The sequence below is a fragment of the Pseudomonas sp. UW4 genome (genome assembly GCF_000316175.1).
In the GTDB taxonomy this organism is placed as follows: domain Bacteria; phylum Pseudomonadota; class Gammaproteobacteria; order Pseudomonadales; family Pseudomonadaceae; genus Aquipseudomonas; species Aquipseudomonas laurylsulfatiphila.
The window spans coordinates 5,609,560-5,628,947 of sequence record NC_019670.1 but is presented as its reverse complement, the minus strand read 5'-3'; the positions used below and the strand labels follow the sequence as shown (position 1 = coordinate 5,628,947).

At 60.9% G+C, this 19,388-nt stretch carries 16 protein-coding genes; 14 read left to right on the top strand and 2 right to left on the bottom strand.

The window, feature by feature from the left end; genetic code table 11:
- Window positions 1–52 precede the first annotated feature (52 nt).
- A complete protein-coding gene (locus tag PPUTUW4_RS25050) occupies window positions 53–1,042 on the bottom strand; it encodes an alpha/beta hydrolase family protein (RefSeq protein ID WP_015097058.1) in 990 nt (329 codons plus the stop codon).
- Between the two features lie 73 nt (window positions 1,043–1,115).
- Here PPUTUW4_RS25050 and PPUTUW4_RS25045 point away from each other — a divergent pair, with 73 nt between their 5' ends.
- The 10 genes from PPUTUW4_RS25045 (at window position 1,116) to trpE (ending at window position 13,610) form a co-directional block, all read left to right on the top strand.
- Entirely contained in the window at window positions 1,116–3,512 is a 2,397-nt protein-coding gene (locus PPUTUW4_RS25045; RefSeq protein ID WP_015097057.1) for a sensor histidine kinase, read from the top strand.
- 86 nt (window positions 3,513–3,598) lie between these two features.
- On the top strand, window positions 3,599–4,252 hold the full coding sequence (locus PPUTUW4_RS25040) for a response regulator transcription factor (protein WP_007993216.1): 654 nt from the start codon (window positions 3,599–3,601) through the stop codon (window positions 4,250–4,252).
- 344 nt (window positions 4,253–4,596) lie between these two features.
- Window positions 4,597–5,721, top strand: a complete 1,125-nt coding sequence (locus PPUTUW4_RS25035; RefSeq protein ID WP_015097056.1) for an ABC transporter ATP-binding protein — start codon at window positions 4,597–4,599, stop codon at window positions 5,719–5,721.
- A 48-nt stretch (window positions 5,722–5,769) separates the two neighbouring features.
- Entirely contained in the window at window positions 5,770–6,813 is a 1,044-nt protein-coding gene (locus PPUTUW4_RS25030; RefSeq protein WP_007980202.1) for an ABC transporter substrate-binding protein, read from the top strand.
- 183 nt (window positions 6,814–6,996) lie between these two features.
- On the top strand, window positions 6,997–8,244 hold the full coding sequence (locus PPUTUW4_RS25025; RefSeq protein WP_015097055.1) for an ABC transporter permease: 1,248 nt from the start codon (window positions 6,997–6,999) through the stop codon (window positions 8,242–8,244).
- Window positions 8,245–8,256: 12 nt separating this feature from the next.
- Window positions 8,257–9,081: an ABC transporter permease gene (locus tag PPUTUW4_RS25020; RefSeq protein ID WP_007980200.1), complete on the top strand. Its 825-nt coding sequence runs from the start codon at window positions 8,257–8,259 to the stop codon at window positions 9,079–9,081.
- A 224-nt stretch (window positions 9,082–9,305) separates the two neighbouring features.
- Window positions 9,306–10,454, top strand: coding sequence for an iron-containing alcohol dehydrogenase (locus PPUTUW4_RS25015; protein WP_015097054.1), 1,149 nt, complete (start codon window positions 9,306–9,308; stop codon window positions 10,452–10,454).
- A 115-nt stretch (window positions 10,455–10,569) separates the two neighbouring features.
- The gene (gene rpe / locus PPUTUW4_RS25010) at window positions 10,570–11,244 is read left to right on the top strand and encodes a ribulose-phosphate 3-epimerase (RefSeq protein ID WP_007980198.1); all 675 of its coding nucleotides are present in this window, start codon (window positions 10,570–10,572) and stop codon (window positions 11,242–11,244) included.
- Window positions 11,241–12,059, top strand: a complete 819-nt coding sequence (locus PPUTUW4_RS25005) for a phosphoglycolate phosphatase (protein ID WP_015097053.1) — start codon at window positions 11,241–11,243, stop codon at window positions 12,057–12,059. Before rpe ends, PPUTUW4_RS25005 begins: the two co-directional genes overlap by 4 nt.
- Before the next feature lie 69 nt (window positions 12,060–12,128).
- The gene (trpE, locus tag PPUTUW4_RS25000; RefSeq protein ID WP_015097052.1) at window positions 12,129–13,610 is read left to right on the top strand and encodes an anthranilate synthase component I; all 1,482 of its coding nucleotides are present in this window, start codon (window positions 12,129–12,131) and stop codon (window positions 13,608–13,610) included.
- Between the two features lie 169 nt (window positions 13,611–13,779).
- Here trpE and estP read toward each other — a convergent pair whose 3' ends face one another.
- Entirely contained in the window at window positions 13,780–15,690 is a 1,911-nt protein-coding gene (estP, locus tag PPUTUW4_RS24995; RefSeq protein WP_015097051.1) for an esterase EstP, read from the bottom strand.
- A gap of 408 nt (window positions 15,691–16,098) precedes the next feature.
- Between estP and PPUTUW4_RS24990 the strand changes: the two genes are divergently transcribed.
- The 4 genes from PPUTUW4_RS24990 to PPUTUW4_RS24975 all read left to right on the top strand — a co-directional run bounded on the left by PPUTUW4_RS24990 (window position 16,099) and on the right by PPUTUW4_RS24975 (window position 19,385).
- On the top strand, window positions 16,099–16,692 hold the full coding sequence (locus tag PPUTUW4_RS24990; RefSeq protein ID WP_007980194.1) for an aminodeoxychorismate/anthranilate synthase component II: 594 nt from the start codon (window positions 16,099–16,101) through the stop codon (window positions 16,690–16,692).
- Between the two features lie 9 nt (window positions 16,693–16,701).
- Window positions 16,702–17,751 (top strand): anthranilate phosphoribosyltransferase, encoded by a 1,050-nt coding sequence (trpD, locus tag PPUTUW4_RS24985; RefSeq protein WP_015097050.1) that lies wholly within the window; start codon window positions 16,702–16,704, stop codon window positions 17,749–17,751.
- On the top strand, window positions 17,748–18,584 hold the full coding sequence (gene trpC, locus PPUTUW4_RS24980) for an indole-3-glycerol phosphate synthase TrpC (protein WP_015097049.1): 837 nt from the start codon (window positions 17,748–17,750) through the stop codon (window positions 18,582–18,584). Before trpD ends, trpC begins: the two co-directional genes overlap by 4 nt.
- A gap of 99 nt (window positions 18,585–18,683) precedes the next feature.
- Window positions 18,684–19,385, top strand: a complete 702-nt coding sequence (locus tag PPUTUW4_RS24975; RefSeq protein WP_015097048.1) for a lipoate--protein ligase family protein — start codon at window positions 18,684–18,686, stop codon at window positions 19,383–19,385.
- The last annotated feature ends 3 nt before the right edge of the window (window positions 19,386–19,388 follow it).

The following is a 19,388-nucleotide window of genomic DNA, read 5'->3' as shown; positions in this document are numbered from 1 at the left end:
GCATAAAACCTGTGGAAGCGTGGCTTGCCCGCGATGAAGGCGACACAGTCTGTCAGTCTGTCGCAGGCTGCGGATTCAACCAGCCCCGCACACGCCGGAACAATTGCTCCTGTTCGGCCTTGCTATCGGGCAAGGCCTTGAGCGCGACCTGGCTGAATGTCGAGGACTTCAAGCGTTTGCTGGCCTGCAGGCGTTCCAGCGCGGCGTTGCGGTCCAGCGCTTTGTCTTTGTAGTAAAGATCGGCGGTCGGCAGTTTCAGGGTCGGGGTCAGTTCCGCCAGCTCGGGCTTCGCTGCCAGCGGTGTGCGGGTGGCGACCATGACCAGTTTCTCGACTTGCGATGGCTGCTTCTCGCTCAGGTAGCGCGCCGCCCAATAGGCACCAGTGCCATGCCCCAGCACCACGATGCTACGGGCGCTTTGTTGTTCGGCAAACGCGATCGCGGCGTCGATCCGGGCGAAGATGCGCTCGGCATCTGCCCTGGATTGTTCTTCGGTGGTCTCAGCGATGGCCTTGTCGGCCACATCGGCCTCGCCACCGGCCACCTGTTCGATCGGGGCTGTGGTGGTCGAGTCCTTGCTGTCGGCTTCGGGGGCTTTGGGAGCCGGAGTTGCCTCCACGATTCGTGGCGCAATGGCATCGCTTTGCAAGTCCGGCAAGGTGATACTCAGGCTGCTCCACTCGGCGTCCGGCAATTTGCGCCGCAAAGGACCGACTGCTTGCGGCCAGTCAACGGTTTCGCCGGCGCCCGGGATGATAATCACCGCGCCTTTGGGTTCGGCGGTATTGGCCGGTTTCCACAAGGCCAGAAACGTCTCGGTGCCCGCTTGCAGTTGTTGCTGTTCCTGAGCCGGGATTTTTCGCTCAAGGGCAGCCGCTTCTTCCTGACTACGCTCAGGCAGCGGCTGACGTTCGAGTGGTTTTTCTTCGGCGGCCTTTTCTGCTGCGACAGGCGCCGGTTCGGCCGCCTCGACGGAAAAAACGCAAGGCAGGATCAACGACAGGCACAATGCTGGCAGTGCCAGGCGGTAGACAGGGGGCATCGGATATTCCAGGCCAGAAGTTGTTCCGGCAGCCTAATGGGTTGGTCAGTATTTGTCAGTGTGTGAGAGTTCAATGATGCGTTTTCGCTGCCTGTGGGTTATCGGCTGTTTGTGGTTTCCCTTGATGGGTTGGGCGGCAGTCGTGCCCCCGGCGCACGTTGCCCAACTGACCCCGAAACAACAGCACTGGCTGACGCAGCAGGGCGAGTTGCGGGTCGGACTGGTGTTGCAGGCACCCTATGCGCAATACGATCGCCGCTTGCAGCGCCTGTCCGGAGTGAATGTCGACTTGATGAAGCGCCTGGCAAAGACCCTCAATGTCGAGCTGAGCTGGCGCAACTTTCCCGACCTTGAACAACTGGAAACTGCTGCACGCGAAGGCGAAATCGATATCGCCCCGGGATTGACCCAGACACCCGGCGGGCTGCGCCTCTGGCAATTCTCCGACCCCTACATGCGGGTGCCGCAACTGGTGGTCAGCGACCAGAAAAGCGCCGGGGCGATCGAACTGGAAAAGCTCGACAGCCAGACCCGCGTCGCCGTGCGCATGCCCAGCGTCATCGCCGATTACCTGCACAGCAACTATCCGCACCTGAATTTGCAAGGCGTCCCGATGGAGCGCCAGGCATTGCAATTACTGACGGGCCAGCAGGCGGCTTATGCGGTGGTCGATGAGGCGCAATTGGGGCGCCTCTCCGTCGAGCCGGAGTTTGCCGGGTTGGTGGTAGTCGGGGATGTCGGCCTGCCGCAGCTGCTGCGGGTAGCCACGCGTCGCGATAAACCGGAACTGGCGGGTATCGTCGAAAGCGCATTGCGGGCGATTCCGGCCAAGGATCTGGAGCAACTGCACAATCAATGGCTGCAGCCCAAGTATCCACGCCTCACCGAGTCGCGGGGGTTCTGGCAAAACCTCTGCCTGTTGCTGGCCGTGCTGGCGTTGAGTTGCATGGCCATCGTGTTCTGGCAGCGTCGCCAGCAGCACAGTCTGGAACAACGCCTGATGGTCGCGCAGGAGGACATTGCCTTGCGTGCCGCCAGCGAAGAGGCGCTGCGGCTCACCCAGTTTTCCATCGATCAAAGCACCGTCGGCATCCTCTGGGTCAACTGGGACAGCCATGTGCGCTACGCCAATCGTGCGGCGGAAAGCATGCTCGGCTATCCAGCCGGCGCGATCATCGATCGGCCCTTGATCGATTTCGAACCCGGCCTGCACATGGATCGTTGGCTCAATCTGTGGAAGCGCGCCCGGGCCAGTGAAGAAGGGCCGCAAAGCTTCGAAACCAACTGCGTGCGCGCCGACGGCAGCATCCTGCCGGCCGATGTTTCGTTGAGTTTTCTGCGTTTTCGCGATGGCGAATACCTGGTGGTTTACCTCAACGATGTCACCGAGCGGCGCCGCGCCCTGGCGGCCTTGCAGGAAAGCGAGGCGCGGCTGCAAGGCATCGCCGCCAACGTTCCGGGGCTGGTTTTCCGCCTGGAGCGGGCACCGGTGACTGGCCAGATCGACTTTGCCTACATCAGCGAAGGCAGCGAAAGCCTGGTGGGTTATTCACCGGCCACACTGGCGCATCGCGACAAAGGTCTGCGCAGCCTGGTGCATCCGGATGACAAGGCCAGTTATCACCAGACCCAGGACCATGCGCTGGATACCGACAGCGACTGGTCGTGGCAAGGGCGAATCCTCACGCGTCAGGGTGAGCAGCGCTGGGCGGAAATCAAGGCCATCACCCGCCGGCTGGAAGATGGCGCCTATGTCTGGGACGGCATCGTCTGGGACATCAGCGAGAGCAAGCGCATCGAGCTTGAGCTGGCCAGCTCCCGGGAACAACTGCGCGAGCTGTCCGCGCACCTGGAAAGCGTGCGCGAAGAGGAAAAAGCGCGCATCGCTCGGGAAGTTCACGATGAACTGGGGCAGATGCTGACCGTGCTCAAGCTGGAAACCTCCATGTGCGAACTGGCTTACGCGCAACTTGATCCGGGCCTTAATGAGCGCCTGGGCAGCATGAAACGCCTGATCGCCCAGCTCTTCCAGTTGGTTCGCGACGTGGCGACTGCCTTGCGCCCGCCGATTCTCGATGCCGGCATTGCCTCGGCCATCGAATGGCAGGCCCGACGATTCGAGGCGCGCACGCAGATTCCGTGTCTGGTGCAGGTGCCGGACAATCTGCCGGTGCTCAGCGATGCCAAGGCCATCGGCCTGTTCCGGATCCTTCAGGAAGCACTGACCAATGTCATGCGCCATGCTCAGGCGCATACTGTTGAACTGACGCTGGCACTGGAAGGCGACGAGTTGTGTCTGACGGTCGCCGATGATGGCGTAGGATTTGTAGCTGCGCCTGGCAGGCCAACGTCCTTCGGGATCGTCGGAATGCGTGAGCGGGTGTTGATCATGGGGGGGGAGTTATCCCTTGAGAGTGAGCCGGGTGAAGGCACGACTCTAAGTGTGCGAGTGCCGCTGGACGAAGCCTGAAGAATTTTTGGTATCTGTGCTGACGCTTTCGCGAGCAGGCTCGCTCCCACAGGGGAAACGCATTCCAAATGTGGGCTTACTCGCGAATGATCTTGAATCTGGAGAAGAACGTGATCCGTGTACTGGTAGCCGAAGACCACACCATTGTCCGCGAAGGCATCAAGCAACTGATTGGCCTGGCCAAGGACTTGCTGGTGGTGGGGGAGGCGAGCAATGGCGAACAGTTGCTCGACACCTTGCGTCATGTGCCCTGCGAGGTGGTGTTGCTGGACATTTCCATGCCGGGCGTCAATGGCTTGGAGGCCATTCCGCGGATTCGCGCCCTGAACAATCCGCCGGCGATCCTGGTGTTGTCGATGCACGACGAAGCGCAAATGGCCGCCCGGGCGCTGAAGGTCGGGGCCGCCGGTTATGCAACCAAGGACAGCGATCCGGCACTGTTGCTGACGGCCATTCGCAAAGTGGCGTCAGGCGGGCGTTATATCGACCCGGAACTGGCCGACCGCATGGTCTTCGAGGTCGGCCTGACCGACTCGAGGCCATTGCATTCGTTGCTCTCCGAGCGCGAGTTTTCCGTGTTCGAACGCCTGGCCCAGGGCGCCAACGTCAACGACATTGCCCAGCAACTGGCACTGAGCAGCAAGACCATCAGCACCCATAAGGCGCGGCTGATGCAGAAGCTCAACATCACCTCGCTGGCGGAGCTGGTGAAGTACGCGATGGAGCACAAGCTGCTCTAAACACTACCGCCTTACCTTGTGGGAGCGAGCCTGCTCGCGAAAGCGTCTGATCAATCTATGTTCATGTCGACTGACACACCGCCTTCGCGAGCAGGCTCGCTCCCACAGGTGTCGTGGTGGCATGTCCAATTGCGACATCCTGCAAACCCGCGTTTGCCTTTACTTGCGGCTTGCAGCTGACCGCCGGTCACTGCGGTTGCCAAAACGCGCCATCCTTGTAGGGCAATCCCTACCCCCAGCCTTCCATCCGGCTGAGGCGAATCTCTCTTGCCCCCCGATTTGCGTGGTCTTCAGCGTCCACTAGGCTTAACCCCACAGCAGTCATCAATAACAAAGGTGTGGGTATGAGCCAGGTCGATTCAAGCGCAGGGGCCAATGATGTTCTGGTCAGCTTTCGTGGAGTGCAGAAGAGCTACGACGGCGAGAACCTGATCGTCAAAGACCTCAACCTGGACATTCGCAAAGGCGAATTCCTCACGTTGCTCGGGCCGTCCGGCTCCGGCAAGACCACCAGCCTGATGATGCTCGCCGGCTTCGAAACGCCGACCGCAGGCGAAATCCTGTTGGCCGGGCGCGCCATCAACAACGTGCCACCGCACAAACGCGACATCGGCATGGTGTTTCAGAACTACGCCTTGTTCCCGCACATGACGGTGGCCGAGAACCTGGCGTTCCCGCTGACCGTGCGCGGCATGAACAAGAGCGACGTCAGTGCCCGGGTCAAGCGCGTACTGAGCATGGTCCAGCTCGACAGCTTCGCCCAGCGTTACCCGGCGCAGCTCTCCGGTGGTCAGCAACAGCGTGTGGCATTGGCCCGTGCGCTGGTGTTCGAGCCGCAACTGGTGCTGATGGACGAACCCCTCGGCGCACTCGACAAACAACTGCGTGAACACATGCAGATGGAAATCAAGCACCTGCACCAGCGCCTGGGCGTCACCGTGGTCTACGTGACCCACGATCAGGGCGAAGCCCTGACCATGTCCGACCGTGTGGCGGTGTTCCATCAGGGCGAAATCCAGCAGATCGCGCCGCCGCGCACCCTCTACGAAGAGCCGAAAAACACCTTCGTCGCCAACTTCATCGGCGAGAACAACCGTCTCAATGGCCGCCTGCACAGTCAAACCGGCGACCGTTGCATTGTGGAACTCGGACGCGGTGAGAAGGTGGAAGCCCTGGCGGTCAACGTTGGCCAGACCGGCGAGCCGGTGACCCTGTCCATTCGTCCGGAACGAGTGAGCCTCAACGGTTCCAGCGATCAATGCGTCAACCGCTTCTCCGGGCGGGTCGAGGAATTCATCTATCTGGGCGACCACGTCCGGGTGCGCATGGAAGTCTGCGGCAAGACCGACTTCTTCGTGAAACAGCCGATTGCCGAGCTTGATCCTGCGCTCGCCGTCGGCGACGTGGTACCGCTTGGCTGGCAGGTCGAGCACGTGCGCGCGCTTGATCCTCTTTTAGAGGCGAACTGATCGCCCCGGCAATACCAACACCAACCCTGCACGTGGAGAGAACAATAAATGTTGAGATCCCTGAAATTCACCGCTTTGGCACTGGGCATGATGGGCGCGGCACACGCAATGGCGGCCGGCCCTGACCTGACCGTGGTGTCCTTTGGCGGGGCGAACAAGGCGGCTCAGGTCAAAGCCTTCTACGCACCGTGGGAAGCGGCAGGCAACGGCAAGATCGTGGCCGGCGAGTACAACGGCGAAATGGCCAAGGTCAAGGCCATGGTCGACACCAAGAGCGTGTCCTGGGATCTGGTAGAGGTTGAGTCGCCGGAACTGTCCCGTGGTTGCGACGAAGACATGTTCGAACAGCTTGATCCGAAGTTGTTCGGCAAGACCGAAGACTACGTCAAGGGCGCCATCCAGCCGTGCGGCGTGGGTTTCTTCGTGTGGTCGACCGTGCTGGCCTACAACGCCGACAAGCTGAAATCCGCGCCGACCAGTTGGGTGGATTTCTGGGACACCAAGCAGTTCCCGGGCAAGCGTGGCCTGCGTAAAGGCGCCAAGTACACCCTGGAATTCGCTCTGATGGCCGACGGCGTTGCGCCGAAGGACGTCTACAAAGTGCTGGCCGGTAAAGACGGTCAAGACCGCGCGTTCAAGAAGCTCGATGAACTCAAGCCGAACATCCAGTGGTGGGAAGCCGGTGCACAACCGCCGCAATACCTTGCTTCCGGTGACGTGGTCATGAGTTCGGCCTACAACGGTCGTATCGCTGCCGTGCAGAAAGAAAGCAACCTGAAAGTCGTGTGGAACGGTGGCATCTACGACTTCGACGCATGGGCCATTCCAAAAGGTCTGGATGCCAAGCGTGCTGAAGCAGCGAAGAAGTTCATCGCCTTCTCGGTGATGCCACAGCAGCAGAAGACCTACTCGGAAAACATCGCCTACGGCCCGGCCAACACCCAAGCCGTGCCGTTGCTGGCCAAGGATGTCCTGAAGGACATGCCGACCACCCCGGAAAACATCGCCAACCAGGTGCAGATCGACGTCAGCTTCTGGGCTGACAACGGCGAGCAACTGGAACAGCGCTTCAACGCCTGGGCTGCCAAGTAAGACCGCACCGCGGGCTTACGCTGTAGGAGCGAGCTTGCTCGCGAAGACGTCAGTACATTCAACATCGTTGTCGACTGACACTTCGCTTTCGCGAGCAAGCCCGCTCCCACATTTGAACAGAGTGTTTTAAACGATCGAGGTGGTTCTCCGCCTCTGTACGATCAAAGATTCCCGGAGTACGTCATGGCTATCGCCGTTCCCCTGAACGAGGGCACCAGCCCCACCTTGAAGCAGCGGCTCAAGCACGCCGAGCGGGTCAACCGCTGGAAGGCCCAGGCGTTGATCGCGCCGCTGGTGCTGTTTCTGTTGCTGGTGTTCCTGGTGCCAATCGTGGCGCTGCTCTACAAAAGTGTTGGCAACCCGGAAGTGGTCGGCGGCATGCCGCGTACCGTGGCCGCCATCGCCAGCTGGGACGGCCGCGGCCTGCCCGCTGAACCGGTTTACAAAGCGGCGGCTGAAGACCTCGCCGAAGCCCGCAAGAATCAGACCCTGGGCGATCTGTCCAAGCGCCTGAACATGGAGCTGGCCGGCTACCGCAGCCTGCTGACCAAAACCGCCCGCGCCTTGCCGCTCGCCACCGAGCCGGCCTCTTACAAAGAAGCGCTGGAAGGTCTCGATGAGCGCTGGGGCGACCCGGCCTACTGGCAAGCGGTGCGCCGCAACACCAGCAGCATCACCCCGTACTACCTGCTGGCGGCTGTCGATCATCGCATCGACGACCTCGGCGAAATCGCCCCGGCCACCCCGGACCAGGCGATCTACCTCGACATCTTCGCCCGCACCTTCTGGATGGGCCTGGTCATCACCGTGATCTGCCTGGTGCTGGCGTATCCACTGGCTTACCTGCTGGCCAATCTGCCGTCGCGCCAGAGCAACCTGCTGATGATTCTGGTGCTGTTGCCGTTCTGGACCTCGATCCTGGTACGGGTCGCGGCGTGGATCGTATTGCTGCAGTCGGGCGGCCTGATCAACAGCGGCCTGATGGCCATGGGCATCATCGACAAGCCGATCGAACTGGTGTTCAACCGCGTCGGTGTCTACATCTCCATGGTGCACATCCTGCTGCCGTTCATGATCCTGCCGATCTACAGCGTGATGAAAGGCATCTCGCCGACTTACATGCGCGCCGCGATTTCCCTCGGCTGCCATCCGTTCGCCAGTTTCTGGCGGGTGTACTTCCCGCAGACCTATGCCGGTGTCGGCGCCGGTTGCCTGTTGGTGTTCATCCTTGCCATCGGTTACTACATCACCCCGGCATTGTTGGGCAGCCCGAACGATCAGATGGTCAGCTACTTCGTCGCCTTCTACACCAACACCAGCATCAACTGGGGCATGGCGACCGCACTCGGTGGGCTGCTGTTACTCGCAACGGTCGTGCTTTATCTGATTTACAGCTGGCTGGTGGGCGCGAGCCGCCTGCGCCTGAGCTAAGGGGAGAACGAAATGCTGAGTCCTTACATGTCGCCCATCGAACGGGTGTGGTTCTACAGCTTGCGGATTCTCTGCGGCTTGATTCTGTTGTTCCTGATCCTGCCGGTGCTGGTGATCATTCCGCTGTCGTTCAACTCCGGCAGTTTCCTGGTGTACCCGCTGCAAGGTTTCTCGCTGCAGTGGTACCACGATTTCTTCGCCTCGGCGGAGTGGATGCGTGCCCTGAAGAACAGCATCATCGTCGCCCCTGCGGCCACGGTGCTGGCCATGGTTTTCGGTACGCTGGCGGCGATCGGCCTGACCCGCGGCGACTTCCCCGGCAAGGCGCTGGTGATGGCGCTGGTGATTTCGCCGATGGTGGTGCCAGTGGTGATCATCGGTGTGGCCAGTTACCTGTTCTTCGCTCCGCTGGGGCTGGGTAACAGCTTCTTCTCGCTGATCGTGGTGCATGCGGTGTTGGGTGTGCCGTTTGTGATCATTACCGTGTCGGCGACCTTGCAGGGGTTCAACCACAATCTGGTGCGGGCTGCTGCGAGCCTGGGTGCTTCGCCGCTGACCACGTTCCGCCGGGTGACCTTGCCGCTGATCGCGCCGGGCGTGATCTCGGGGGCGCTGTTCGCCTTCGCGACGTCGTTCGATGAGGTGGTGGTGACGCTGTTCCTCGCCGGTCCTGAACAAGCGACCCTGCCACGGCAGATGTTCAGCGGCATCCGCGAAAACCTCAGCCCGACCATCGCCGCCGCCGCGACGCTGCTGATTGCCTTCTCGGTGATCCTGTTGCTGACCCTGGAATGGCTGCGTGGGCGTAGCGAGAAACTGCGAACCGCGCAGGTCTAAAGCCACGCCCCGATTACCTGTAGGAGCGAGCCTGCTCGCGATGGTCGTCAACGATAACGCTGGAAGCCTGACACCCAGCGGCGTTTTCAAGTCCATCGCGAGCAAGCTCGCTCCTACATGGGTTCTCCAGTGTCTGTTCGGACATTCATGGCCTGAATGCCAGACAAACCCCAATCCCCAGCTACTATTGTGCCCAGCTCCCCTACCTATAAGAGGCTGCGCACATGAGTCTTTCCTCTTTCAAGATCGCTCACAAACTGATCACCGGCGCAGGTGCCATCGAGCAGTTGTCCGCCGAGCTGGCGCGCCTGGACATTGATAATCCGCTGATCGTCACCGATGCTGCCCTGGTCAAGTCCGGTACGGTAGAACTGGCGCTGGCGCAGTTGGGCGAACGCAGCTACGAGATTTTCGACCGGGTACTGCCGGACCCGGAAATCGCCATCGTCGAAGATTGCATGCAGGTGTATCGCGAGGGCGGGCATGACGGCCTGATCGGCCTGGGCGGCGGCAGTGCCATCGACATTGCCAAGAGCGTGGCGGCCTATGCCGGATACCACGGCGCGCTGGAGGATCTGTTCGGTATAGATCAGGTCCCGCGCAAAGGCCCGCCGCTGATCGCGATTCCGACCACGGCCGGCACCGGTTCGGAAGTGACCAACGTCGCCATCCTCTCCGACAAGGTCGCGCAACTGAAAAAGGGCATCGTCAGCGACTACCTTTTGCCGGACGTGGCGCTGGTCAGTCCGCAAATGACCCTGACCTGTCCGCGCAGCGTCACGGCGGCCAGCGGCGTCGATGCGCTGGTGCATGCCATCGAGTCCTATCTGTCGGTCAATGCCTCGCCGATTACCGATGCCCTGGCCATCGGCGCCATCAAGTTGATCGCCAAGGCCTTGCCCAAGGCCTACGCCAACCCGTCGAACCTGCAAGCCCGGGAAGACATGGCCACCGCCAGCCTGATGGCCGGCATGGCGTTCGGCAATGCCGGGGTCGGCGCGGTGCATGCGCTGGCGTATCCGCTGGGCGGACGTTTCAACATTGCCCATGGCGTGAGTAATGCCCTGCTACTGCCCTATGTCATGACCTGGAACAAGATGGCCTGTATCGAACGGATGCAGGATATCGCCGAGGCCATGGGCGTGAAGACCGCTCATCTGAGTGTCAACGAAGCGGCTGACAAAGCCGTGCAAGCCATGACCGAGCTGTGTGCCGCCGTGGAAATTCCCCAGGGACTGCGCAGTTTCGGTGTACCCGAGGACGCCATCGCGTCCATGGCCGTGGAAGCGGCGGGGATCGAGCGCCTGATGCGCAATAACCCGCGCAAGTTGAGTGCCGTCGATATCGAGAAGATCTATCGCGCGGCGTACTAGAGGCGCTGCCGTCGATGGATGATGGCAGGGTCCAATCATCGCGCTCACGGTGCGCGCGTCAAAGCATGAGGTATACAATGCGCGCCATCGTGATTCTGCTCAGAAAAGGTGCGTCATGCAGCCCTTCGTAATTGCTCCGTCGATTCTCTCCGCCGACTTCGCCCGCCTGGGTGAAGAAGTGGACAACGTCCTGGCCGCCGGCGCCGACTTCGTGCACTTCGATGTCATGGACAATCACTACGTACCGAACCTGACCATCGGCCCGATGGTCTGCTCGGCACTGCGCAAGTACGGCGTGACCGCGCCGATCGACGCGCACCTGATGGTCAGCCCGGTGGACCGCATCGTCGGCGACTTCATCGAAGCCGGTGCGACCTACATCACCTTCCACCCGGAAGCCACCCAGCACGTCGACCGCTCCCTGCAACTGATCCGTGAAGGCGGCTGCAAGTCGGGCCTGGTGTTCAACCCGGCGACCCCGCTGGACGTGCTCAAGTACGTGATGGACAAGGTCGACATGATCCTGCTGATGAGCGTCAACCCGGGCTTCGGCGGGCAGAAGTTCATCCCCGGCACCCTCGACAAACTGCGTGAAGCGCGGGCCTTGATCGACGCTTCGGGTCGTGACATTCGCCTGGAAATCGACGGCGGCGTGAACGTCAACAACATTCGCGAAATCGCTGCGGCCGGTGCTGACACCTTCGTCGCCGGTTCGGCCATCTTCAATGCGCCGAACTATCAGGAAGTCATCGACAAGATGCGCTCCGAACTGGCGCTGGCTCGCCCATGAGTGGCTTTGAGCAGCTGTTCCCGGGGCAATTGCCACGGCTGGTGATGTTCGATCTGGACGGCACGTTGATCGATTCGGTCCCGGACCTGGCAGTGGCTGTGGACAAGATGCTGCTCAATCTCGGTCGCCAACCCGCCGGCCTGGAAGCAGTGCGCGAATGGGTCGGCAATGGCGCGCCGGTATTGGTACGTCGTGCGCTGGCCGGCGGCATCGATCATTCGGCAGTCGATAACGCCGAGGCCGAACGGGCGCTGGAGTATTTCATGCAGGCCTATGGCGAGAGCCATGAGCTGACGGTGGTTTACCCCGGCGTGCGCGATACCCTCAAATGGCTGCAAAAGCAGGGTGTCGAGATGGCGCTGATCACCAACAAGCCGGAGCGTTTCGTCGCGCCGCTGCTGGATCAGATGAAGATCGGCCGTTATTTCCGCTGGATCATCGGCGGCGACACCCTGCCACAGAAAAAACCCGATCCGGCCGCGCTGTTTTTCGTAATGAAAATGGCCAACATTCCGGCTTCGCAGTCGTTGTTCGTCGGCGATTCACGCAGCGATGTGCTGGCGGCGAAAGCGGCGGGGGTCAAGTGTGTGGCCCTGAGCTACGGCTATAACCATGGGCGGCCGATCGCCGAAGAATCGCCGGCGCTGGTGATCGACGACCTGCGCAAGCTAATTCCCGGTTGCCTGGATCCGGCCGCTGAGATAACGTTGGCCGACGCTGTCAAACCCCCTTCTGGAAACGCCATCGTGGTGGTCACTCGCAAACTCTGGATGAAAGTCATCAAGGCCCTGGCCCGCTGGCGTTGGCGCGCCTGACTTGATCCTGGCCGGTTTCCGGCGCGTTTGCATACCTGACTGTTCGACCCTCAAGCCACGAGGCACCTCATGATCCGCGAAGAATTCCTGCGTTTGGCCGCTGCCGGCTACAACCGCATTCCGCTTGCCTGCGAAACCCTGGCCGACTTCGACACGCCGCTGTCGATCTACCTGAAGCTGGCCGACGAGCCCAATTCCTACTTGCTGGAGTCCGTACAGGGCGGCGAGAAGTGGGGCCGTTACTCGATCATCGGCCTGCCGTGCCGCACCGTGTTGCGGGTTCACGACCATCACGTCAGCGTGACCGTCGACGGCGTCGAGACCGAAAGCCACGACGTGGAAGACCCGCTGGCCTTCGTCGAAACCTTCAAGGCCCGCTACAACGTGCCGACCATCGCCGGCCTGCCGCGTTTCAACGGCGGCCTGGTGGGCTACTTCGGTTATGACTGCGTGCGTTACGTGGAGAAGCGTCTGGGCAAGTGCCCGAACCCGGATCCGCTGGGCGTGCCGGACATTCTGCTGATGGTCTCCGACGCCGTGGTGGTGTTCGACAACCTCGCCGGCAAGATGCACGCCATCGTCCTGGCCGACCCGGCGCAGGAAGACGCCTTCGAGCAAGGCCGCGCCCGCCTGGAAGAGCTGCTGGAAAAACTGCGCCAACCGATCACCCCGCGCCGTGGCCTGGACTTCAGCCAGCAACAATCGGCTGACCCGGTGTTCCGTTCCAGCTTCACCCAGGACGATTACGAAAAAGCGGTCGATACCATCAAGGAATACATCCTGGCCGGTGACTGCATGCAGGTCGTCCCGTCCCAGCGCATGTCGATCGACTTCAAGGCGGCGCCGATCGATCTGTACCGCGCGCTGCGCTGCTTCAACCCGACGCCTTACATGTACTTCTTCAACTTTGGCGACTTCCACGTCGTCGGCAGTTCGCCGGAAGTGCTGGTGCGGGTCGAAGACAACCTGATTACCGTGCGCCCGATTGCCGGCACCCGTCCACGCGGAGCCAATGAAGAAGCTGATCTGGCGCTGGAAAAAGACCTGCTGTCGGACGCCAAGGAAATCGCCGAACACTTGATGCTGATCGACCTCGGTCGCAACGACACTGGGCGCGTCTCGGAAATCGGCTCGGTGAAGCTCACCGAGAAAATGGTCATCGAGCGTTATTCCAACGTGATGCACATCGTGTCCAACGTTACCGGGCAACTAAAGGCCGGGCTGACGGCAATGGATGCGCTGCGGGCAATTCTGCCGGCGGGCACCTTGTCTGGCGCGCCGAAGATCCGCGCGATGGAAATCATCGACGAACTGGAGCCGGTCAAGCGTGGTGTCTACGGCGGTGCGGTCGGTTACTTCGCCTGGAACGGCAACATGGACACCGCGATTGCGATCCGCACGGCGGTGATCAAGAACGGCGAGCTGCACGTGCAGGCCGGTGGCGGCATCGTCGCCGACTCGGTGCCGGCATTGGAATGGGAAGAAACCCTGAACAAGCGCCGCGCAATGTTCCGCGCCGTGGCCTTGGCCGAACAAACGCCGAACACCTGAGTTCACGCAAAGCCCTGTGGGAGTGAGCTTGCTCGCGATGGGGCCATCACTGCCACATTGATGTTGTCTGACCCACCGCAATCGCGAGCAAGCTCGCTCCTACAGGGATTACACCACCATAAAAAAACGCGGCGCCTGTGAGGGCGCCGCGTTTTTTATTGCCTGTACATCAGAAGTCCAGAGCAACACCTACGTTGATGCCTTGTTGGGTGAAGTCGTCGTCCCTGCGAATGTTGTAGCTGGCGCGCAATGCCAGGTCGCGGGTGAGGTTATGGCTCACCCCCAGGTTCACGCGCTGCAAGTGGCTTTGCGGGGTGTAGCCTTCCAGCGTGAACTGGTTGTTCGGCAAGCTGTTGAGGTTGATGCCCACGTCCTGGGTATCGTCGTTGTACTCGCGTTCGATTGCCGCCTCGCCGAACACCTGGGTTTGCGGGGTGATCTGGTATTTGCCCTGCAGGCCAGCTCCCAGGCGTCGGGAAATCACTTCCTGATCGGCAAAGGTCAGCGCCGTGGAATCGTTGCCGTCCTCCGAGTAGCCGTCGACTTTCGCCTTGGAGAAATCAGCGCTGATAAACGGCGACACGTGCCAGGGGCTGCTGGCATGTTGTGCAATGTCGTAACCCAGGCGAGCGCTGAAGGCTTCGATGTAGCCGCTGGTATCGCCTTTTTCACTGCGTTCGTTGGCACCCAACTGGAACTTGCGCTTGAGGCTGTCGTAATCCAGATGGCCGGCTGTCAACGCCACGTCCGCCCAGACACGGTTTTGCTGGTATTGGGCGAATGCCGTGCCCAGGTAAGAGTTGAGCTTGTAGTCGGAGTCGTTGCTGCCGGCTTCGAGTTTCTGGTTATAGAAACCAGCCGCCAGGCCGACGCGCCAGGCATCATCGATGCGGTAGCTGCCCCCGATGTTCAGGTTGGCTCCGTTGCCGTCGGCACTGACCGCGCTGTCCTGACTGTCAAAGTCCTGATGCTGTCCACCGCCAGAAACAATGGCTCGCCATTGGCCCACGCCCTGCCAGTTTTGCCAATCGGCCAGCCACTGGTTGCGCAATTCATCCTGATGCGCGCGCACGGTGCCCTGGGCCATTTCCGGCAGTAATGTCAGCTCCCAGGGTGCTGCCAACAGGGAGTACGCGTAGTCGGCAATCAGACGCTGCCCGGTTTCTGTGGGGTGCACGGAGTCGTTGTAGATCAGCTTGGTCGGGTCCGGCGTGGCGCTGTTGATGCCGTAACGGGCATTCTCGGTACAACCGTTGCCGCTGAAGCAGGTAGTGATGAGGTTCTGGTCGGTGGCCAGGCCAAACTGCGCCGGGTTGGCGAACGTCTCTTTGAGCAATACCGGAATGTTGAGCGGGATGACTTCGGCATTGATGTTCTGCAGTCGGCTCACCAGTTCACTATTGAACTGGGCGCTGAGTTGGGACGTGAACGCCTGCAGCGGGGTGCCGTTGAACGCCGGGGTAAAGCCGATATCGGGCAGCAACCAGACCATGATGTATTTGGCGCCGGCGGTCTGCAGCGTCTGCACGCTGTCGGCCAGTCGGTCGGCGGCGGCACTGGCCTGGGGCAGGCTGGTGACGCGACCTTGCAGGAAGTCGTTACCACCACCCGACAGGTAATACAGTGCGTTCGGGTCGGCACGGAAGTTGTTCGACGGCAGGTATCCGGCGCGGGTGCGTTCGCCGGTGGCGGAAACGCTGGTGATCGAATCCAGGATCTGATCCGTGCGGTAACCGCCGACGGCCCAGTTGTTGCCATCGGGCTGGCCGTTGCTGGCGCGTACTGCCGAAGATGATGACGCAGTCTGGTCCGCCGAGTACCCCAGTTTCCCTCCCAGTATCTGCGTGGAGTTGAGCGAGCGGACTTCGCCGCTGCCATCCAGATACACCGGCCCCGTCCGGTTGGTAAAGCGCTGCGTCGCCCCGGCAGGCCCACCGGTGTCGGCAAAGGTCCCGGCGTCGTTGAGGCTGTCCCCGAAGACCACGAAATTTGTATAAGGATTGGGTGCGGCGTTCGCCTGGGCGCATGCCATCGCGAGCAAGCATCCTGCGAGCGGTACAAACAACGACTGTTTGATCATGAGCAAGTCCGTTTATTTATTGTTTTAGTGAACGAAACGACAGTACCAAAAACTTTCGGCCTTTTGCCATCTGTCGCGAAGCCTTTAAGAGTTTCGCGGGCAGTACCCCCGGCGATATTGCACGCTCTGCCCAGCTAAGTTACTGTGCCGGGACGTACGAACGAGACCTTCCCCGTGTTGATCATCAGCAAACTCCTGGATCAAGTCATCAAGGCACACGCCCGCTGGCGTTGGCGCGCCTGAATTCTTTTGCCGGCCTCGCCGGACCTGTACCGTTTCGCCTTCTTTACCTGTTTGAAATGCCGCTTTGCTGGCGCTCCTCCAGCACCTGACAAAGCGCAGCGCTCTGCGGGTCAATCATTCGAAGGCCATCTTTAAAGTCAGTGAATTCAAGAGGTTCTTAACGCCATGTTGCTGATGATCGATAACTACGACTCCTTTACCTACAACGTTGTGCAGTACCTGGGCGAGCTCGGCTCCCAGGTCAAAGTCGTGCGCAACGATGAACTGACCATCGCTGAAATCGAAGCCCTCAATCCAGAGCGCATCGTTGTGTCCCCCGGTCCTTGCACCCCGACCGAAGCCGGTATCTCGATTGAAGCGATCAAGCATTTCGCCGGCAAACTGCCGATTCTTGGCGTCTGCCTGGGTCACCAATCCATCGGCCAGGCCTTTGGCGGTGATGTGGTGCGCGCCCGCCAAGTGATGCACGGTAAGACTAGCCCGGTATTTCACGAGGACAAGGGTGTATTCGCAGGCCTGAACCGTCCGCTGACGGTGACCCGCTATCATTCATTGATCGTCAAGCGCGAAACCCTGCCCGATTGCCTGGAGCTGACAGCGTGGACCCAGCTTGAAGACGGCTCGGTCGACGAGATCATGGGCCTGCGTCACAAGACCCTGAACATCGAGGGCGTGCAGTTCCACCCTGAGTCGATCCTCACCGAGCAGGGCCACGAACTGTTCGCCAACTTCCTCAAACAAACCGGCGGCACGCGCTAAGGACTTATCATGAACATCAAGACAGCCCTGAGCCGTATCGTCGATCAGCTCGACCTCAGTACCGATGAAATGCGCGATGTGATGCGCGAAATCATGACCGGGCAATGCACGGACGCGCAGATTGGCGCGTTCATGATGGCCATGCGCATGAAGAGCGAAAGTATCGACGAAATCGTCGGCGCGGTGTCGGTGATGCGCGAACTGGCGGACAAGGTCGAACTCAAGACCCTCGACGGTGTAGTCGATGTGGTGGGCACCGGCGGCGACGGCGCCAATATCTTCAACGTGTCGACTGCTTCCGCTTTCGTGGTTTCCGCTGCTGGCTGCACCGTGGCCAAGCATGGCAACCGTGCGGTGTCGGGCAAGAGCGGTAGCGCCGATCTGCTGGAGGCGGCCGGCATCTACCTGAACCTGACGCCGGTGCAAGTGGCTCGCTGCATTGACAACGTTGGTATTGGTTTCATGTTTGCCCAGACTCATCACTCTGCGATGAAATACGCCGCCAGCCCGCGTCGTGAACTGGGTTTGCGCACTTTGTTCAACATGCTCGGCCCGCTTACGAATCCGGCCGGTGTGAAGCATCAGGTGGTAGGCGTATTCACCCAGGCCTTGTGCCGACCGCTGGCGGAAGTGTTGCAGCGTCTGGGCAGCAAGCATGTGCTGGTGGTGCATTCGAAGGATGGCCTGGACGAATTCAGCCTGGCCGCTCCGACGTTTGTCGCAGAGCTCAAGGATGACCAGATCACCGAGTATTGGGTCGAACCGGAAGACCTGGGCATGAAGAGCCAGAGCCTGCACGGTCTGGCCGTGGAAAGCCCGGCAGCGTCTCTGGAGCTGATTCGCGATGCCCTGGGCAAGCGCAAGACCGAGAACGGTCAGAAAGCAGCCGAAATGATCGTGCTCAATGCCGGTGCCGCACTGTATGCGGCCGACCATGCCAGCAGTTTGAAAGAGGGAGTTGCACTGGCGCACGATGCGCTGCACACCGGCCTCGCTCGAGAAAAGCTAGAGGAATTGGGTGCATTTACCGCGGTATTCAAAGTGGAGAATGAAGGATGAGTGTACCGACGGTTCTGGAAAAGATTCTGGCACGCAAGGTTGAGGAAGTGGCCGAGCGCAGCGCTCGCGTCAGCCTCGCCGAGCTGGAAAGCCTGGCCAGGACGGCCGATGCACCTCGTGGTTTTGCCAAGGCATTGCTGGCTCAGGCCAAGCTGAAGCAACCGGCAGTCATTGCTGAAATCAAGAAGGCGTCGCCGAGCAAAGGCGTGATCCGCGAGAACTTCGTTCCCGCCGACATCGCCCGCAGCTACGAGAAGGGCGGCGCGACCTGCCTGTCGGTACTCACCGACATCGACTACTTCCAGGGCGCCGATGCGTACCTGCAGCAGGCCCGCGCGGCGTGCCAGCTGCCGGTGATCCGCAAGGACTTCATGATCGACCCCTACCAGATCGTCGAAGCCCGTGCCCTGGGCGCCGATTGCGTGCTGTTGATCGTGTCCGCGCTGGATGACGTGAAAATGGCCGAACTGGCGGCTGTGGCCAAAAGCGTCAACCTTGATGTGCTGGTGGAAGTCCACGACGGCGATGAGTTGGAGCGGGCCTTGAAAACCCTCGACACTCCACTGGTTGGCGTGAACAACCGCAACCTGCACACCTTCGATGTCAGCCTGGAAACCACCCTCGACCTGTTGCCGCGTATTCCGCGCGATCGTCTGGTCATCACCGAGAGCGGCATTCTCAACCGCGCCGATGTCGAACTGATGGAAATCAGCGACGTCTACGCGTTCCTGGTCGGCGAAGCGTTCATGCGCGCCGAAAGCCCGGGTACCGAGTTGCAACGACTGTTCTTCCCGGAGCGTGGCGTGCCTGTCAGCGGCTCGACCCTCGACTAAACACATCTTCACAGGCAAACCGCTTCCACTGTGGGAGCGGGCTTGCCCGCGAAGAGGCCCGCAAATCCCCTAGAGACCTCAGGTCTGTCGGAGCCTTCCATGTCGCTGCCAACCTCCCTGATCGTCGAAGCCGGCCTGCAAGCCGAACAAGATCTGTTGGCCTCGGTTTGCGCCGGCGACGCGGAGTTCGGCCTGCTGTTCTGGCAACCGAGCGATCAGGCATTGGTGATGCCGCGCCGCTTGAATCGCTTGCCAGGCTTCGAAGCCGCCTGTGAAGTGTCAGCGGCGGCAGGTTGGCCGGTGCTGTTGCGCGATACCGGCGGTGAGCCGGTTCCACAATCGGCCACCACGATCAATATCGCCCTGGTTTACGCGCCACCACGCAGCGAAGGCGATTTGAACCGCATCGAAACCGGTTACCGGCGCCTGTGCGACCCCATCTGCCAGTTGCTGGATGAATTAGGTGGCTCGTCGTCCCTTGGTGAAATCGACGGTGCGTTCTGCGATGGCCGCTTCAACGTCAATCTCGACGGGCGCAAAATGGTTGGCACCGCCCAGCGCTGGCGTCAGAGCCAGGGGGGGCAGCGTCCGGTGGGCCTGGTGCACGGTGCGATGTTGATGGATAACGATCGGGCGTCAATGGTCGCCGCGGTCAATCGCTTCAACGAGGCCTGTGGTCTGGAGCAACGAGTACGCGCCGAAAGCCACATCGCATTGCATGAGAAGTTCACGGCACCCGATGCACAGGCGCGCCTCGACGAACTCTACCGGTTGATGTTGGCACAGATGTTCAGCTGCTAGATT

What these genes read in the sequence shown, in the direction of transcription:
- trpD (WP_015097050.1), top strand. Translation starts at nt 16,702, where the DNA reads ATGAACATCAAGACAGCCCTGAGCCGTATCGTCGATCAGCTCGACCTC.
- PPUTUW4_RS25045 (WP_015097057.1), top strand. Translation starts at nt 1,116, where the DNA reads ATGATGCGTTTTCGCTGCCTGTGGGTTATCGGCTGTTTGTGGTTTCCC.
- PPUTUW4_RS25015 (WP_015097054.1), top strand. Translation starts at nt 9,306, where the DNA reads ATGAGTCTTTCCTCTTTCAAGATCGCTCACAAACTGATCACCGGCGCA.
- PPUTUW4_RS25030 (WP_007980202.1), top strand. Translation starts at nt 5,770, where the DNA reads ATGTTGAGATCCCTGAAATTCACCGCTTTGGCACTGGGCATGATGGGC.
- PPUTUW4_RS24975 (WP_015097048.1), top strand. Translation starts at nt 18,684, where the DNA reads ATGTCGCTGCCAACCTCCCTGATCGTCGAAGCCGGCCTGCAAGCCGAA.
- PPUTUW4_RS25020 (WP_007980200.1), top strand. Translation starts at nt 8,257, where the DNA reads ATGCTGAGTCCTTACATGTCGCCCATCGAACGGGTGTGGTTCTACAGC.
- estP (WP_015097051.1), bottom strand. Translation starts at nt 15,690, where the DNA reads ATGATCAAACAGTCGTTGTTTGTACCGCTCGCAGGATGCTTGCTCGCG.
- PPUTUW4_RS25040 (WP_007993216.1), top strand. Translation starts at nt 3,599, where the DNA reads ATGATCTTGAATCTGGAGAAGAACGTGATCCGTGTACTGGTAGCCGAA.
- PPUTUW4_RS25050 (WP_015097058.1), bottom strand. Translation starts at nt 1,042, where the DNA reads ATGCCCCCTGTCTACCGCCTGGCACTGCCAGCATTGTGCCTGTCGTTG.
- trpC (WP_015097049.1), top strand. Translation starts at nt 17,748, where the DNA reads ATGAGTGTACCGACGGTTCTGGAAAAGATTCTGGCACGCAAGGTTGAG.
- PPUTUW4_RS25035 (WP_015097056.1), top strand. Translation starts at nt 4,597, where the DNA reads ATGAGCCAGGTCGATTCAAGCGCAGGGGCCAATGATGTTCTGGTCAGC.
- PPUTUW4_RS25005 (WP_015097053.1), top strand. Translation starts at nt 11,241, where the DNA reads ATGAGTGGCTTTGAGCAGCTGTTCCCGGGGCAATTGCCACGGCTGGTG.
- trpE (WP_015097052.1), top strand. Translation starts at nt 12,129, where the DNA reads ATGATCCGCGAAGAATTCCTGCGTTTGGCCGCTGCCGGCTACAACCGC.
- PPUTUW4_RS24990 (WP_007980194.1), top strand. Translation starts at nt 16,099, where the DNA reads ATGTTGCTGATGATCGATAACTACGACTCCTTTACCTACAACGTTGTG.
- rpe (WP_007980198.1), top strand. Translation starts at nt 10,570, where the DNA reads ATGCAGCCCTTCGTAATTGCTCCGTCGATTCTCTCCGCCGACTTCGCC.
- PPUTUW4_RS25025 (WP_015097055.1), top strand. Translation starts at nt 6,997, where the DNA reads ATGGCTATCGCCGTTCCCCTGAACGAGGGCACCAGCCCCACCTTGAAG.